The following is a 14,851-nucleotide window of genomic DNA, read 5'->3' as shown; positions in this document are numbered from 1 at the left end:
AGAATATTTATTTTTATCCACCACTAGCTGAATAGTCAGCCTTAAACATGAGTCATAAAAATGAAAATAACAGCCTTACACGGAAAATCTTACAACTAAACAGTGTCGATGGTTACGACCTCGTTCAAGACTTCTACCCCACCGGTGAAAAACGCACCGATCCTTTTTTATTAAAACAAGACTATAAAAAATACTTTTACCCTCATCAAAAAAAAGAATTCTATTACAAGGCATTGCCAATTAAAGATAATCAAATTACGGCTTATTATCTAAATGGTACGGTTGAGTCAACCTTATTACCCACGCCAACTCATTATTACTTTAATGGTAATAAGCTGGAAGAAAGAATAAAACAAGAAGTCTTTTATTACCCTGACGGGCAAATAAGTTGTATTCTAGATTATACGAGTGGTTCCGAAAATAAGCCTTCAAGTTATAAGCGATTTGATTGGCATAAAAATGGGCGCATAGCTTATCAAACCACGGATGATATAAGAACAGGCTGGGATGAAAGTGGGCAAAAAATTCGAGAAACTATTGAAGATAAAGAACAGGGGTTAATGCTTACTACAACTTGGTACCCAAATAACAAGATTAAATACCAAGGCTATCTCAAAGAAAACTTACCCCACGGTGAATGGAAATATTGGCACGACAATTGCCAACTCTATCTCTCTGGCGAATACAATGAGGGAGAGAAAGAAGGTTTATGGGTCAGTTGGTATCCTGATGGTTCAAAACTATCAGAGCTGTTTTATCAGCATGGCCTTGCTGAGGGTAAGCTTTGTGTCTGGTACCCCGATGGTAAACCACGATTAGAGGCCTTTTTTCTAGAGCATAAACTACAAGGGCTTTGCTCCTCGTATCACCCTTTTGAAAACATATGTTCTCAAATAATCTTTGAGCATGGTTGTGGCACAGGTCATTGGATCGAATGGCATAGTAGCGGCCAACCCTATCTTGAGTGTGACTTTGATAAAGGTAATAAAGAGGGGCTTTTCTCTTTGTGGTATGACAACGGCCAATTACAAGAACAAGGTGAGATGAGAAATGGCTATCAGTATGGCTTATGGTCTTATTGGTATAAAAATGGTCAATTACGCCAACAGCAAACATTTAAACTCAGTGAAGGCTTCACTGATAGTGAAGAAGAATATTACACGTTCATTGATTATTTTAATTTCTATGATTTTTTTTGTTTTAGCCCCTGTAAAAATGTCATTGGTACTTTTTTTGGTAAAACATCTGGCCGAGAGACATACTGGTACGAAAATGGTCAAAAAGCATACGAAGGAGATGTAGAACATTCCCGTATAGGATTTTGGCAGTTTTGGTATGACAACGGACAACTAAGAGCTCAGGGAGACCATAATAAAGATGGTTTTCTTAAGGGGGTTTGGCAATTTTGGGGAGAGGATGGCACGCCACTGGCAGAGTATCGAAGATATGACAATGGCGTTGCTGGTAATGTACCCCATGATTTTCGCTATGATCTAGTGTATTAAAAGCCTCATAAACAATTTCTTATAAAGGCTAGTTTTTATAATAAAACTAGCCTTTTCTTTCTAAATCGCTTGTAACTTAGCAAAGGCTAAAATAAGCCATTTACTGCCTTCTTTATCAAATTTCACTTGAATACGAGTATGTGCGCCTGAGCCTTCAGCGTTCAGAATCACTCCCTCACCAAATACGGGGTGTAGTACTCGTTGCCCTAAGCTTAGCCCTGTGTTTTCACTGGGGCTTTGCTGCATAATGGGGTGACTAACTGAGCCTGATAATCTAACCTCTTGGATTAAGTCCACAGGAACTTCTCTGACAAAACGAGAAACTTTGTTATAGGTCTCGTTGCCGTGTAAGCGCCTTGTTTCGGCATAAGTAAAGGTCAGTTGTTGCATGGCGCGGGTAATACCCACGTAAGCCAATCGGCGTTCTTCCTCTAAACGTTCAATGTCTCCTAAATTACGCTGATGGGGGAATAACCCCTCTTCCATACCTGTTAAGAACACAATAGGGAACTCTAGTCCTTTGGCATTGTGCAGGGTCATCAGCTGCACACAATCTTCACCATCACCGGCTTGTTTTTCGCCGGCTTCAAGCGCCGCATGGTCTAAAAATGCGCCAAGGGGGGTATTATTTTCGTCAATTTCTTGGTCATGGTCAAAAGCACTGGCAGCACTGACTAACTCTTGTAAGTTTTCAACGCGTGCTTCACCTTTATCGCCTTTTTCAGCTTGATGAAAAGTTAATAAACCCGATTGTTTAATTACCACATCAATTTGTTCAGAGAGTTTTAAGGGTGCTGTTTCATCGCTTAAGCGATTAATAAGCTGCATAAAGTTATTAAGGGCTGTACAGGCTCTAGCCGATACACCTTTATTAGCCACAATTTCTTTGAGCGCTTGCCATAGCGACACATTCAGCTCTCGAGCGAGTTGTCTGACTTGGTCTATGGTTTTTTCACCGATGCCCCGTGTAGGTAAGTTGATAATACGCTCTAGAGCGCTATCATCCTGCCGTGAGCGAATTAATCGTAAATAAGCGAGCGCATTTTTAATTTCTGCCCGTTCAAAGAAGCGTAAACCACCGTAGATACGGTAGGGGATGCCCTCACGCCATAGGTTTTCTTCCAGTACACGCGATTGTGCATTGGAGCGATATAAGATTGCTATTTCTTGGTAATTAAAGCCATCTTTATGGGCACTTTGTATACGATCAAGTATGTAACGAGCTTCGTCTTGTTCATTAAAACCTGCATAAAGGGTAATAGCGCTTCCCTCGTTACCCTCTGTCCATAACTCTTTACCTAAGCGACCTTGATTATTATTTATCAAGGCATTAGCCGCTTTTAAGATAGTGCTAGTAGAGCGGTAGTTTTGCTCTAGACGGTAAGTACCCGCTTGAGGGAAGTCACTGGTAAAGGATTGGATATTTTCAATTTTTGCACCGCGCCAGCCGTAAATAGACTGGTCGTCATCACCTACCACCATCAGGCTTTTCGTACCGTGGGAAAGGATTTTTAACCATGCATATTGTACCGCATTGGTGTCTTGAAACTCGTCCACCAGTACGTGACTAAAACGCTGTTGATAATGAGCTAGCAATTCTGGATTATCACGCCATAAATCAAGTGCCCGTAGTAATAGCTCTGCAAAATCGACTACTCCTGCACGCGCGCAGGCTTCTTCATAGGCTTGATAAACTTGCACCATGGTAGATATGTAGAGGTCACCAAAGACTTGTATGCTGCTTGGGCGCACACCTTGGTCTTTTTTGTTGTTAATAAACCATTGCACTTCTCTGGCTTGCCAACGCTGGTCGTCAATATTTAAATCTTTTAGAACACGCTTAATCAAGCGCAGTTGGTCATCACTGTCCAATACTTGGAAATTTTGGATAAGCTTGGCTTCTTGCCAGTGAGTACGTAATAAACGATGCGCTAATCCATGAAAGGTGCCTACCCACATGCCTTGGGTGGGTTGTTTTAAAAGCTCCTCAATACGCCCTCGCATTTCAGCCGCGGCTTTATTGGTAAAGGTAACCGCTAAAATGGAATAGGGTGAGGCTTGCTCAACATACATTAGCCATGCAATACGGTGAACAAGAACTCGGGTTTTACCCGAGCCAGCTCCCGCTAATACAAGTTGTTGGCCAAGCGGCGCCGCAACGACTTCGCGTTGTGCATCGTTTAAAGAATCTAAAAGAAAAGAAATATCGTCTATCATTTATCTATTTTAACATACTCAAATAGGAAACTAATGCGCTAAAAACTGTTAAAATAGTTTTTTTAATTTGGCTTTTAGGTAACCGTTATGACAGACTCCTCAACGACTACACCCAATCAAACTGCGGTGCAGTGGTTAGAAGTATCTTCTTCTTATGAAGGACAACGTATTGATAATTTTTTAAGAACACAACTAAAAGGTGTTCCTAAAAGTTTAATTTATCGTATTTTGCGTAAGGGAGAGGTACGTGTTAATAAAGGTCGTATTAAACCTGAATATAAATTACAAACGGGTGATATTGTTCGCGTGCCCCCTTTACGCTTAGCTGAAAGATCCGAGAAAGAACCTTTCTCCCAACCTATTTTAGAACGATTAGAAGCGGCCATTGTGTATGAGGACAAAGGGCTAATTGTAGTCAATAAGCCTGCGGGTATTGCTGTGCATGGTGGTAGCGGTGTGAGCGCTGGGGTAATTGAGGCTTTTCGTCAACTACGCCCCGATGCCAAAGAACTAGAGTTAGTTCACCGCTTAGACCGTGATACTTCTGGGCTTTTGATGATTGCGAAAAAACGCAGCATGTTACGCCACTTACATACGCAATTAAGGGGGGATGGGGTGGATAAGCGCTACCTTGCGTTAGTCCGTGGTAATTGGCCAAACAGCAAAAAGAAAGTATCTGCTCCTTTATTAAAAAATAACTTACGCTCTGGCGAGCGCATGGTTGAAATTAATCCTGAAGGTAAAGAAGCCTTAACAATGTTTAAGGTATTAACGCGCTTTGGAGATATAGCCACCTTGGTGGAAGCCAGCCCTATTACAGGACGTACACACCAAATTAGAGTACATGCTAAACATGCAGGCCACGCGATTGCCGGTGACCCGAAATACGGCGATGAGGAGTTTAGTAAGATGATTCGTAACTTGGGGGGCAAACGCTTATTTTTACATGCCTATGCCTTAACTATTACGCTACCCGACAATAATAAACTTTCTCTTGAGGCACCTGTTGAGCCTATGTGGGAAAATGTATTGGAGCACCTTAATGGCAAAGTATAAGTTAGCAATCTTTGATTGGGATGGAACGATCCTTGACTCCATCGGTACCATTGTTAACAGCGTGCATGGTGCTGCAAAAGATTTAAATTTGCCTATTCTGGATGACCAAACGGTTAAAAACATCATTGGACTGCGCTTAGATACCGCCATTGGTCAACTTTACCCTGAGTTATCTCAAGAAGAATTGCGTATTTTTTTAGAAAACTACACAAAACACTTTCATTTTTTAGAGAAAGTGGCGCCTAATTTGTATCCAAATGTGATAGAAACGTTACAAAAATTAAGAGAAGAAAATATTCTTTTAGCGGTTGCTACCGGCAAAAGTCGAGTAGGGCTAGACCGTATTTTAAATATGCTAGGGCTGGCTGATTTTTTTGATGCAACCCGTTGTGCTGACGAAACAGCAGGCAAACCAGACCCTAAAATGTTACACGAACTATTAACGCAGTTTGGCCTTACCAATAAAGAAGCAATAATGGTCGGTGATGCTTCGTTCGATTTACAAATGGCGAATAATGCCAACATAGACTGCATTGCTGTAAGCTATGGTGCTCAACCAACTAGCTCATTAAAAAACTATTCACCTAAATATATTATTGATCAGTTTAATGAGTTAATAAATCATTTAATCATCCCTTAGGAACTTTTTTAAAAGGGAATAGCCTAATCTAGTAGATTTAGATAATAGATTTTTAAAAATCTAATCTATAAGATCAAGGAGTCTTAATAAAACGTTTTTATTTAGGCTTTTTGCTAATAAATATGTGTTTTAGTTTTACTACAAGCCGTTTATAATACAATTGGTTTACTTAATTCTAGTCTAGGAGATTTACAATGAAAAATATTCTTAAAGTTTCTACTTTAGCTCTTGTTGCTGCTTTAGCCGTTGGTTGTTCAAGCAAAACTACAGAACGTCTTGATGCTGTTGATGCAACTGCACAACAAGCTCAACAAACTGCTCAACAAGCTCAACAAACTGCACAACAAGCTTTAAGTGCTGCTCAACAAGCTCAACAAACTGCTGATGAAGCAAATGAGCGTGCTGCACGTATGCTAACTAAAGCTACTCGTAAATAATTTATTTGCGAAAAATTAAAAGCTGACCTTTTGGTTGGCTTTTTTTATGGCTATAATACAATTCATCATTTATATTAAGTAATAATATAGATGATAATTAAAATTGCTGTATAAATAAAAACTAGGAGATATACAATGAATACTATTCTTAAAGCATCTGCTTTAGCTCTTGTTGCTGCTTTAGCTGTTGGTTGTTCAAGCAAAACTACAGAACGCCTTGATGCTGTTGAAGCTACTGCACAACAAGCTCAAGCTACTGCTCAACAAGCTCAAACTACTGCACAAGAAGCTTTAAGTGCTGCGCAACAAGCTCAACAAACTGCTGACGAAGCAAATGAGCGTGCTGCACGTATGTTAACTAAAGCAACTCGTAAGTAATTTTTGTTGTTGCTTAAAAAGCCGATTTAATAATCGGCTTTTTTATTTATTCAGGTATTTCTGGCTTTACCACAATCAAATCTGAAAAGTCTGTTTTAACCCCTTCCTCTAGATCATCCCACTCATCGAGTAATTCTTTAAAACTCTTTTCTTGTTCTTGTTTTATTACTGGTTCAGTTAATGCTGGTTGTTGCTCTAGTGCCATGGTTAACTCATCAACTAATACTGGCAACTCTTCTTGAACAGGCTTAATGCTTGATAGCGTTGGAAGCTCTTCTAAACTTTTTAAATTAAAATAATCTAAGAATGCTTTGGTTGTTGCAAGCATAGCTGGCTTACCAGGGACATCTTTATAACCTACAACACGTATCCAATCACGCTCTTGTAGTGTCTTAATAATTTGGCTATTCACTGCTACACCACGAATATCTTCAATTTCACCCCGTGTCACTGGTTGGCGATACGCAACTAGTGCTAATGTTTCAAGTAAAGCTCTGGAATAGCGTTGTGGCTTTTCTTCCCACAATCGACTTACCCAGGGAGAGAAACTACTATGCACTTGTAAGCGGTAGCCAGAAGCTACCTCTTTTAATTCATAGGCTCGCCCCTGACAACTTTCAGCCAATGCAGTTAATGCCGCTTTAATTTGATTAGTGGTTAGTTTCTCATCTTCCTCAAACAAAGCCACTATCCGCTCAATGGTTAAGGGCTGATTATGGGCAAGTAACAAGGCTTCTAATAGCTTAGCTAATTCAACGGGGTCATTCAGGTTCATACTGTACCGCCTCAACTTTTTCCTTCACATGAATGGGAGCAAAAGGTTCATTTTGAATAAGGTCGATGAGTGATTCTTTAACCAACTCTAAAACGGCCATAAAAGTAACAACGATTCCTAATTTTCCCTCATCGGCTTGGAATAACTGGATAAAAGGTACAAAACCTTTACCCGTTATTTTTTCGAGAATAGCGGTCATTCTCTCACGTGTAGAAAGTACCTCTCTGGATACTTGATGCTGTTCGAAGAGCTCTGCTCTTTTTAGTACCTCTGAAACGGTTAACAGTAGCTCCTGCAAAGTGACTTCAGGTAATAATTTACGCGCTCTTGCTTCTGGTGCCGCTAATTGAATAGTTTTTATGTCTCGATCAAGACGAGGAAGCTCATCTAACGATTCTGCCGCTATTTTTATTTGCTCGTATTCTTGTAGTCGCCTAATCAACTCCGCTCGTGGATCTTCCTCTTCATCTTCTGCAATATTTTGACGAGGCAGTAACATACGCGATTTAATTTCGGCTAACATTGCTGCCATTAATAAATACTCTGCCGCCAACTCTAACTTTGTGGCACGCATTAGTTCTACATAGGTCATGTATTGTTTGGTAATTTCAGCCACAGGAATATCTAAAATATCAATATTCTGTTTGCGGATTAAATACAATAATAGATCAAGCGGCCCTTCAAAAGCATCCAGAATGACTTCCAGTGCATCAGGCGGAATATAAAGATCTTGTGGAACATCAACTACTGCTTCACCATAGACTAACGCAAGGGGAAGCTGAGGATTGCCCAAATGGATATTAGTCACCGTCATTGCTATTGAAAGGGTGTTGGATCACCCAACCCTTCCCTAATCACTTCTGGTGTATCTTCTACCAAACTCACCACTGTCGAAACTTCAAATCCTCCCATGCCACCATCAATAATAAGGTCTACTCGCTTTTCTAATAAATCCCTTATTTCGTATGGATCTGTCATGGGTGAGCTGTCGCCGGGCATAATTAAACTGGTTGTTAATAATGGTTGCTCTAACTCACCTAATAATGCTTGAGTAATAGGAAAATTAGGAACTCTTAAACCTATGGTACGGCGTTTAGGGTGCATTAATATTCTTGGAACTTCACGGGTAGCCTCAAGAATAAATGTATAGGGTCCAGGTGTGTAGGTTTTTAATAAGCGAAAGGCCGATGTATTGACCTTGGCATAGATACCTAAATCAGAAAGGTCACGACAGATCAATGTAAAATTGTGCTTCTCATCCAGTTGGCGAAGCTGTCTTATACGCTCAATACCCGCTTTATTACCAATAGCGCAAGCTAACGCATAAGTGGTGTCCGTTGGATAAATAACAACACCACCTTTTTCAATAATTTCAGCGGCCTGTTTAATCAGACGTGGTTGTGGATTTTCCACATGAATCTGGAAAAATTGGCTCATGGGATTGCTCTCAATGGTTAATTAGCCTTTATTATACGCTGAACTTTGTCCAAAGTGGTGTTAAATCCTGCGGAATTGATCGATATAGTCCGAGCTCGCCCCAAAGATTTGGATAATGAAAATCGCTTCCTGCCGAGACTAAAAGGCCAAAATCTCTGGCTAAATTAGCTAATCGCCCCACTTGCTCTGCTGGCTGGAATCCATTAGCAACCTCTAATGCATATCCTCCTGAAGCGATAAACTCACGTAACAAACTACAAAGCTTCGTACGCGTCATAGCGTAATGTAGGGGGTGCGCCAAACTTACCCATGCACCGCTACTATGCAGAACACTTACGACCTCATCCAAACTTGGCCAGTATTGCTTCACATCACCAACTTTTCCACTGCCTAGCCATTTTTGAAAGGCTTCTTTTTCAGTCCTTACATAGCCTTCACTGACCATTGCCTTGGCAAAGTGGGGACGCCCTGGTCCATTGTTACTGGTAAACTGCTGACCTTGGTGAGTAATGGCCTTATCCAATAGATTAGAAATACCCTTTTTTTGAAGCCTTTGTGCTATTTCTATAGCACGCGTCCATCGTGCTTTTTTTAGCGTAGTCAATAACGCTTGTAATGGTTCGTGTTCAACATCAAAACAATAACCAAGCACATGGATATTAATGTTATTCCATAAACAAGATACCTCGATGCCTTTGACTAGTTGAACACCTGTCGAGTTTGCCGCGCCAATAGCCTCCGTTAAACCATCAATCGTATCATGATCCGTTAATGATAATAGGCTAATACCTTTACTTTTTGCGCGTAAAACAATTTCTGTGGGACTCAATTTCCCATCAGAGGCTGTACTATGGCAATGTAAATCAATCATTTGCTTCATAAAATAACAACAAAATATTTATAATCTATCAAGAATATAGTTAAGTTTGCTATTATGCCTGTTTTAAACCCATTTGGATTGTGTTTTGTGAAACAGTTTATAGATTTTATTCCGCTCATCCTGTTTTTTATTGTTTTTAAAATAGCGCCCCGTTCTGTTGAGCTCTTTGGTTATAGTTTTACATTCGGTGGAATTTATAGTGCTACCGCTGTATTAATTATTGTATCCATTATTGTTTATGGTGCTCTTTTTATTAAACAAAAACGCCTTGATAATGGGCAAATCATCACTCTTGTAGCTTGCTTATTACTGGGTACTTTAACACTGGTATTTCATAGTGAAACGTTTATCAAACTTAAAGCACCTATCGTCAATGGACTATTTGCTTTAGCCTTTTTAGGAAGCCAATTTATTGGGAAAGAACCTATTGTTCAACGCCTTATGGGAAAGGCCATCAACTTACCTGATTCTATTTGGCGTAAATTAAATATCGCTTGGGTGATTTTCTTTATCATCTGTGGAGGAGCTAATCTTTTTGTTGCCTTTACTTTTGATAAGATATGGGTAGACTTTAAAGTATTCGGTAGCCTTGCAATGACCATTATTTTTATGATTGGTCAGGCTATTTATTTATCAAAGCATATAAAAGAAGAACCCTCTTCTAATAATGGAGAAAAGTAATATGCTCTATGCAATCATAGCACAAGACAAACCCGACACCTTACAGCTACGCTTAAATAGCCGCCCTGCTCACCTAGCGCGTTTAGAACTCTTGAAGAACCAAGGTAAACTCATATTAGCAGGCCCTCATCCAGCCATTGATAGCAACGACCCAGGTAGTGCTGGCTTTACAGGAAGCCTCGTAGTAGCTGAATTCGAATCTCTTGAGGCAGCCAAAGAGTGGGCTAATGCAGACCCTTATTGTGATGCAGGTGTTTATGCCAATGTGACAATTAAACCGTTTAAAAAAGTACTACCTTAAATATTGCCAATGAATACACTATTATTAATAGATGATGATGAAGAGCTTTGTGAACTTTTAAATCATTGGCTATCACAAGAGGGGTTTGAGGTTAACACCTGCCACACCACTCAGAAGGCCAAAGATTATCTATTATCACAAACCTTACCTGATGCTGTTATACTCGATGTCATGTTACCCGATGGCAATGGCCTTGATCTATTAAAAATATTAAGGGTTAATCATCCAGAATTACCTGTATTAATGCTTTCTGCCCGTGGCGAACCCCTTGACCGAATTTTAGGTTTAGAGCTTGGGGCCGATGATTATCTCCCTAAACCCTGTGACCCAAGAGAGCTTACCGCAAGGCTGAAAGCTATTTTAAGGCGTACTCACACAATAGCGGCCACTCCCTCGCAATTAGAACTTGGTGATTTAACCTTTAGCCCTGTTCGGGGAGTAGCTATTATTGATAACATAGAAATAACACTCACCGTATCAGAAAGCAGATTACTTGAAGCATTACTGAAACAACCGGGGGAGCCCGTAGATAAATCTGAACTTACTCAACTGGCATTAGGGAAAAAACTCACGCTTTATGATCGTAGTTTAGATATGCATATTAGTAATCTACGCAAAAAACTAGGCCCTCATTCTGATGGCAGTCAACGTATTTTATCGTTGCGTAGCCGCGGTTATTATTATAACGGTTAACATTCTTTACATTTACTTTACTTTACTTTGACTGTGGTTGACTTTTAAATTGTTATACTGATACACAAGAAATTACTTAAACAGAAATTCAGAAGGAAACGATGATGAAAAAACTTATCCCCGCCCTATTATTTACCACCAGTATTCCTTTATTAGTAATGGCAGAACCACCTGTAGCTCATAACTCATCAGCACCTATGCCATGTGGAATGTCAGGTCCTGGTACTCATATGCAATCTGCTATGAGAATGGGTCCCCATGCGGCAGGTATACAACACATGACACCTGAACAGCATGCAAAAATGCAAGAAATCATGCAAGAACAGCATAAAAAACGTCAAGATATTACAAAAAAATATCTAGATAAACTTTCTGATTCAGAAAAGAAAGCAATGCGCGATGAACTCAACCAAACACGTGAAGAAACAAGTAAAGCTATACGTGCCATCTTAACACCTGAACAGCAAAAAACCTTTGATGAAAACAAAAAAAGACGTGATGAACGTATGAAAGAGTGGCAAGAGTTTCAAGATTGGAAAGCCAATAAAGCTAAAAACTAATACTCTTCTTAATTATAGAGTGCCCACCTTGTATGTGGGCATTTTTATTATATAGGTTATTTATATGCGCTCATTTTTTTGGCGAATTTTTATTAGTTTTTGGCTGGCTATCTCTGTTGCAGCGGGCTCCTCAATGCTCCTTGGATATTTATTTAATCAGGACGCATGGCTAATCAATCGTTTCCCACCAATTCAAGGAGTTGCACAAAAATGGGTCAGCTTTCATGAAGAAAATGAAATAGCCTCCGCAAAAAATTTAATTAAGCATTATCAACAAAAATATAAAATTGATATCCAAGTATTTACCGAGCTAGGCACTAACTTAACCGGTAATATACATCCTACTCACTATAAACCAAAACCTATTGGCTCAAGAATACCTCCGTGGCGCCAAATTACCCAAGAATATACAAGCCCTGAAACGGAATTAAGCTATCTTTTCATTTACCGGATTCCTAGAGCAGAGCTCATGGATTGGCAACGAGATAGCCTTTGGTTTCCATTGGGTGGTATTGTGATCACTGTTATTGTTTTAACTATTTTTAGTTTCTTACTTACATTATCTGTCACGCGTCCACTAAAAAAACTACGAGGTGCTGTTAATGATTTGGGCAGAACAGAATACCAAAAAAATAGTTTATCTCGACTATCTAATCGAAAAGATGAGTTTGGTTTACTTGCCAAAGACTTTAGCTTGATGGGTGAACACTTGCAAGCGCTTATTGATAGTCAACGTCAATTGCTACGTGACGTTTCTCATGAGCTACGCTCCCCTCTTGCTCGACTCAAAATAACTGCGGCTCTGCTTGAAAGATCAAATGAACAAGATAGGGCTAAACTTTCTGATCGGTTATCCCTTGAGTGCGATCGTCTAGAAGCATTGATCAGTGAAATACTGATATTAGCAAGACTCGATAGTGTTCCTGGTAATAAAACAACTCTACAGCTATATCAACTATTAAACAAACTTCAAGAAGATGCAAAGATTATCGCGCCGCAGCAAAAAATTATCTTATCTATTCCTAATGATTTAATTGTGCACGGATGGGAAGATCGTTTAGAGCGTGCGCTAGATAATTTAATCCGAAATGCATTACGCTTTAATCCCGAAGACAAAGCAATAGAAATAACTGCATGGCAGGAAGATGATAATGTCCACATTTCCATTCGTGATCATGGCGTTGGCGTTACTGATAACTACCTTGCAGAGCTGAGTAAGCCCTTTTTTAGAGTGCCTGAGCAAACCGCTAAAGGCTATGGTCTCGGGTTAGCCATTAGTCGGCGGGCTATCGAAAGCCATGGGGGTACAATTCTCTTCAATAACCATAAAGAGGAAGGGTTTATGGTCGAAATTATTTTACCTATTTCTTAACCTCTCAAGCCTCTACAACATATCCTTCAGCTTATCAGCTGAAGGATATATTAAATTGTTATTTATTGGGTTTTGGTTTTTGCCAATTGTCCTTTTGAATTTGCTGTGCACGTCCAATGGCTAAACTATTGGCCGCAACATCGCGCGTAATAGTTGAGCCAGCAGCGGTCGTTGCAGCATCGCCTATCACCACAGGTGCAACCAATGAACTATTAGAACCAATAAAAACCTCATTCCCTAATATGGTCTTATATTTATTAACACCATCATAATTACAAGTAATCGTGCCCGCACCAATGTTGCAATAACTACCTACTTCCGTATCTCCTAAATAGGTTAAATGCCCTACTTTTGAGTAATTACCTAGAGACGTATTTTTTAGCTCAACAAAATTGCCAACATGTGTATTTTCATGCAAAATTGTTCCTGGACGTAATCGAGCAAAGGGGCCTACATCACTTTCCTCACCTAATATAGCACCATCAATGTGACTATTTGGCTTAATCACAACACCCTTTCTTAAAATAGAATTTTTAATAATACAATTAGCGCCAATTGATACATTATCTTCAATAACAACCTTGCCTTCTAGAATGACATTAATGTCTATCTCTATGTCAGAGCCAACAACAATCTCGCCCCTTAAATCAAAACGATGTGGGTCTATCAAGCTCACCCCTTGTTTCATCAATTGTTGTGCTGCCCTTAATTGATAAAAACGCTCCAGTTGCGCCAGTTGAATTCGATCATTAGCCCCTTGTACTTCCATTTCTGATTGGGGCTGATTCGTTACAATTGTATAACTATCCGCAACTGCCATTGCAATAATATCTGTTAAATAATACTCACCTTGTGTATTTTTGTTCGATAACTGACTTAACCATTTTTTTAAAGGTTCTGATGGTAATGCCAAAATACCTGTATTCCCTTCTGTTATTTGCTTCTGTGACTCACTCGCATCTTTCTGCTCAACAATTGCAACAACATTTCCCTTCTGATCACGAATGATTCGTCCATAACCCGTTGGGTCGGTTAAAGTCACCGTCAGTAAACCAAGGGATTTTACTTGTACTTTTTGGAGTAACGCTCTCAGGGTATTTTCTTCAATTAATGGAACATCACCATACAAAATTAGTACATTATCAGCGTTAACATATGGCACTGCTGTAGCAACGGCATGGCCAGTTCCTAACTGCTGCTCTTGAATAACAAAATTCAAATCGTCTGCTACAAACTGCTCTTTTACTAGTTCAGCACCGTGCCCTACAACAACATGTATTTTTTGTGGAGTTAACTTTCTAGCACATTCGATCACATGGCCTAACATTGATTTACCGGCGATTTTATGTAAGACCTTAGGTAATGTTGAGCACATACGTGTTCCTTTACCTGCGGCAAGAATTATGATTTCTAATGACATCGCTTATCTCCCAAAAATTAAAGGGCAGCCTAAGCTACCCTTTTACAAGCAAACCACAAAAAGCCTACTTAAACTTTTTTCTAACTTCAGCAATTGTTCGTAATTGTGCAGCCGCTTGAGCAAGACTTAACGCAGTCTTAGAGTAATCTTGCTCAGATACTTTATTATTCAACTCTTTCTCAGCTGAAATCATTGCAGCTTTAGCCGCAGCTTCATCTAAATCCTCAGCACGGATACCTGTATCCGCTAACACTAAGACCTCAAAAGGCTGCACTTCTAAAAAGCCACCAGAAATATAAAATACCTCTTCTGTGTCATCTTCTTTGACAATACGTACAGGACCGGGTAACAAATTCGTTAGTAAAGGAGAATGATTAGGTAAAATTCCCAAATCCCCCATACCACCATGTGCTACTACACGCTTAACTGTACCGTCAAATAATGATTCTTCTGCACTTACGATGCTACATTTAATCGTTGCCATACCTATAACCTCGAA

The 14,851-nt window shown here is 39.7% G+C and carries 17 protein-coding genes; 10 read left to right on the top strand and 7 right to left on the bottom strand.

The features are described 5' to 3' along the window. Nucleotides 1–47 precede the first annotated feature (47 nt). On the top strand, nucleotides 48–1,505 hold the full coding sequence (locus tag DM558_RS12640; protein ID WP_127164326.1) for a toxin-antitoxin system YwqK family antitoxin: 1,458 nt from the start codon (nucleotides 48–50) through the stop codon (nucleotides 1,503–1,505). Between the two features lie 60 nt (nucleotides 1,506–1,565). Here DM558_RS12640 and uvrD read toward each other — a convergent pair whose 3' ends face one another. Further along, the gene (gene uvrD / locus DM558_RS12635; protein WP_127164325.1) at nucleotides 1,566–3,722 is read right to left on the bottom strand and encodes a DNA helicase II; all 2,157 of its coding nucleotides are present in this window, start codon (nucleotides 3,720–3,722) and stop codon (nucleotides 1,566–1,568) included. An 87-nt stretch (nucleotides 3,723–3,809) separates the two neighbouring features. On the opposite strand from uvrD, the gene rluC reads away from it, so the two are divergent. From rluC to DM558_RS12615, 4 genes are all read left to right on the top strand, one after another. Then, on the top strand, nucleotides 3,810–4,778 hold the full coding sequence (gene rluC, locus DM558_RS12630) for a 23S rRNA pseudouridine(955/2504/2580) synthase RluC (protein ID WP_109704204.1): 969 nt from the start codon (nucleotides 3,810–3,812) through the stop codon (nucleotides 4,776–4,778). Beyond that, a complete protein-coding gene (locus DM558_RS12625; protein ID WP_127164324.1) occupies nucleotides 4,765–5,418 on the top strand; it encodes an HAD-IA family hydrolase in 654 nt (217 codons plus the stop codon). Before rluC ends, DM558_RS12625 begins: the two co-directional genes overlap by 14 nt. Nucleotides 5,419–5,612: 194 nt before the next feature. Beyond that, nucleotides 5,613–5,855, top strand: a complete 243-nt coding sequence (locus DM558_RS12620; protein ID WP_109704206.1) for an Lpp/OprI family alanine-zipper lipoprotein — start codon at nucleotides 5,613–5,615, stop codon at nucleotides 5,853–5,855. A gap of 135 nt (nucleotides 5,856–5,990) precedes the next feature. Next, nucleotides 5,991–6,233: an Lpp/OprI family alanine-zipper lipoprotein gene (locus DM558_RS12615; RefSeq protein WP_109704207.1), complete on the top strand. Its 243-nt coding sequence runs from the start codon at nucleotides 5,991–5,993 to the stop codon at nucleotides 6,231–6,233. A gap of 46 nt (nucleotides 6,234–6,279) precedes the next feature. On the opposite strand, the gene scpB is transcribed toward DM558_RS12615, so the two are convergent. The 4 genes from scpB to DM558_RS12595 are packed head-to-tail and all read right to left on the bottom strand — an operon-like array spanning nucleotide 6,280 to nucleotide 9,316. Continuing rightward, the gene (gene scpB, locus DM558_RS12610) at nucleotides 6,280–7,008 is read right to left on the bottom strand and encodes an SMC-Scp complex subunit ScpB (protein WP_127164323.1); all 729 of its coding nucleotides are present in this window, start codon (nucleotides 7,006–7,008) and stop codon (nucleotides 6,280–6,282) included. Continuing rightward, nucleotides 6,995–7,816: a segregation and condensation protein A gene (locus tag DM558_RS12605; RefSeq protein ID WP_228411750.1), complete on the bottom strand. Its 822-nt coding sequence runs from the start codon at nucleotides 7,814–7,816 to the stop codon at nucleotides 6,995–6,997. The genes scpB and DM558_RS12605 overlap by 14 nt, the downstream gene beginning before the upstream one ends. Nucleotides 7,817–7,824: 8 nt before the next feature. Continuing rightward, nucleotides 7,825–8,445 (bottom strand): L-threonylcarbamoyladenylate synthase, encoded by a 621-nt coding sequence (locus DM558_RS12600; protein WP_127164321.1) that lies wholly within the window; start codon nucleotides 8,443–8,445, stop codon nucleotides 7,825–7,827. Between the two features lie 31 nt (nucleotides 8,446–8,476). Continuing rightward, entirely contained in the window at nucleotides 8,477–9,316 is an 840-nt protein-coding gene (locus DM558_RS12595) for a PHP domain-containing protein (protein WP_127164893.1), read from the bottom strand. Between the two features lie 96 nt (nucleotides 9,317–9,412). On the opposite strand from DM558_RS12595, the gene DM558_RS12590 reads away from it, so the two are divergent. From DM558_RS12590 to DM558_RS12570, 5 genes are all read left to right on the top strand, one after another. After that, entirely contained in the window at nucleotides 9,413–10,006 is a 594-nt protein-coding gene (locus DM558_RS12590; protein WP_127164320.1) for a septation protein A, read from the top strand. A 1-nt stretch (nucleotide 10,007) separates the two neighbouring features. Continuing rightward, a complete protein-coding gene (locus DM558_RS12585; protein WP_127164319.1) occupies nucleotides 10,008–10,307 on the top strand; it encodes a YciI family protein in 300 nt (99 codons plus the stop codon). A 9-nt stretch (nucleotides 10,308–10,316) separates the two neighbouring features. After that, nucleotides 10,317–11,000, top strand: a complete 684-nt coding sequence (locus DM558_RS12580) for a response regulator transcription factor (protein ID WP_127164318.1) — start codon at nucleotides 10,317–10,319, stop codon at nucleotides 10,998–11,000. A 101-nt stretch (nucleotides 11,001–11,101) separates the two neighbouring features. Further along, entirely contained in the window at nucleotides 11,102–11,560 is a 459-nt protein-coding gene (locus DM558_RS12575) for a Spy/CpxP family protein refolding chaperone (RefSeq protein ID WP_127164317.1), read from the top strand. Between the two features lie 64 nt (nucleotides 11,561–11,624). After that, nucleotides 11,625–12,932, top strand: coding sequence for a sensor histidine kinase (locus DM558_RS12570; protein ID WP_127164316.1), 1,308 nt, complete (start codon nucleotides 11,625–11,627; stop codon nucleotides 12,930–12,932). 58 nt (nucleotides 12,933–12,990) lie between these two features. Here the strand turns inward: DM558_RS12570 and glmU are convergent, their stop codons facing one another. After that, on the bottom strand, nucleotides 12,991–14,352 hold the full coding sequence (gene glmU / locus DM558_RS12565) for a bifunctional UDP-N-acetylglucosamine diphosphorylase/glucosamine-1-phosphate N-acetyltransferase GlmU (protein ID WP_127164315.1): 1,362 nt from the start codon (nucleotides 14,350–14,352) through the stop codon (nucleotides 12,991–12,993). A gap of 64 nt (nucleotides 14,353–14,416) precedes the next feature. Next, the gene (locus tag DM558_RS12560; protein ID WP_127164314.1) at nucleotides 14,417–14,836 is read right to left on the bottom strand and encodes a F0F1 ATP synthase subunit epsilon; all 420 of its coding nucleotides are present in this window, start codon (nucleotides 14,834–14,836) and stop codon (nucleotides 14,417–14,419) included. Between the last annotated feature and the right edge of the window lie 15 nt (nucleotides 14,837–14,851).

Source organism: Entomomonas moraniae (genome assembly GCF_003991975.1).
GTDB classification, from domain to species: Bacteria; Pseudomonadota; Gammaproteobacteria; order Pseudomonadales; family Pseudomonadaceae; genus Entomomonas; species Entomomonas moraniae.
This window is presented reverse-complemented; position numbering and strand designations above follow the sequence as displayed.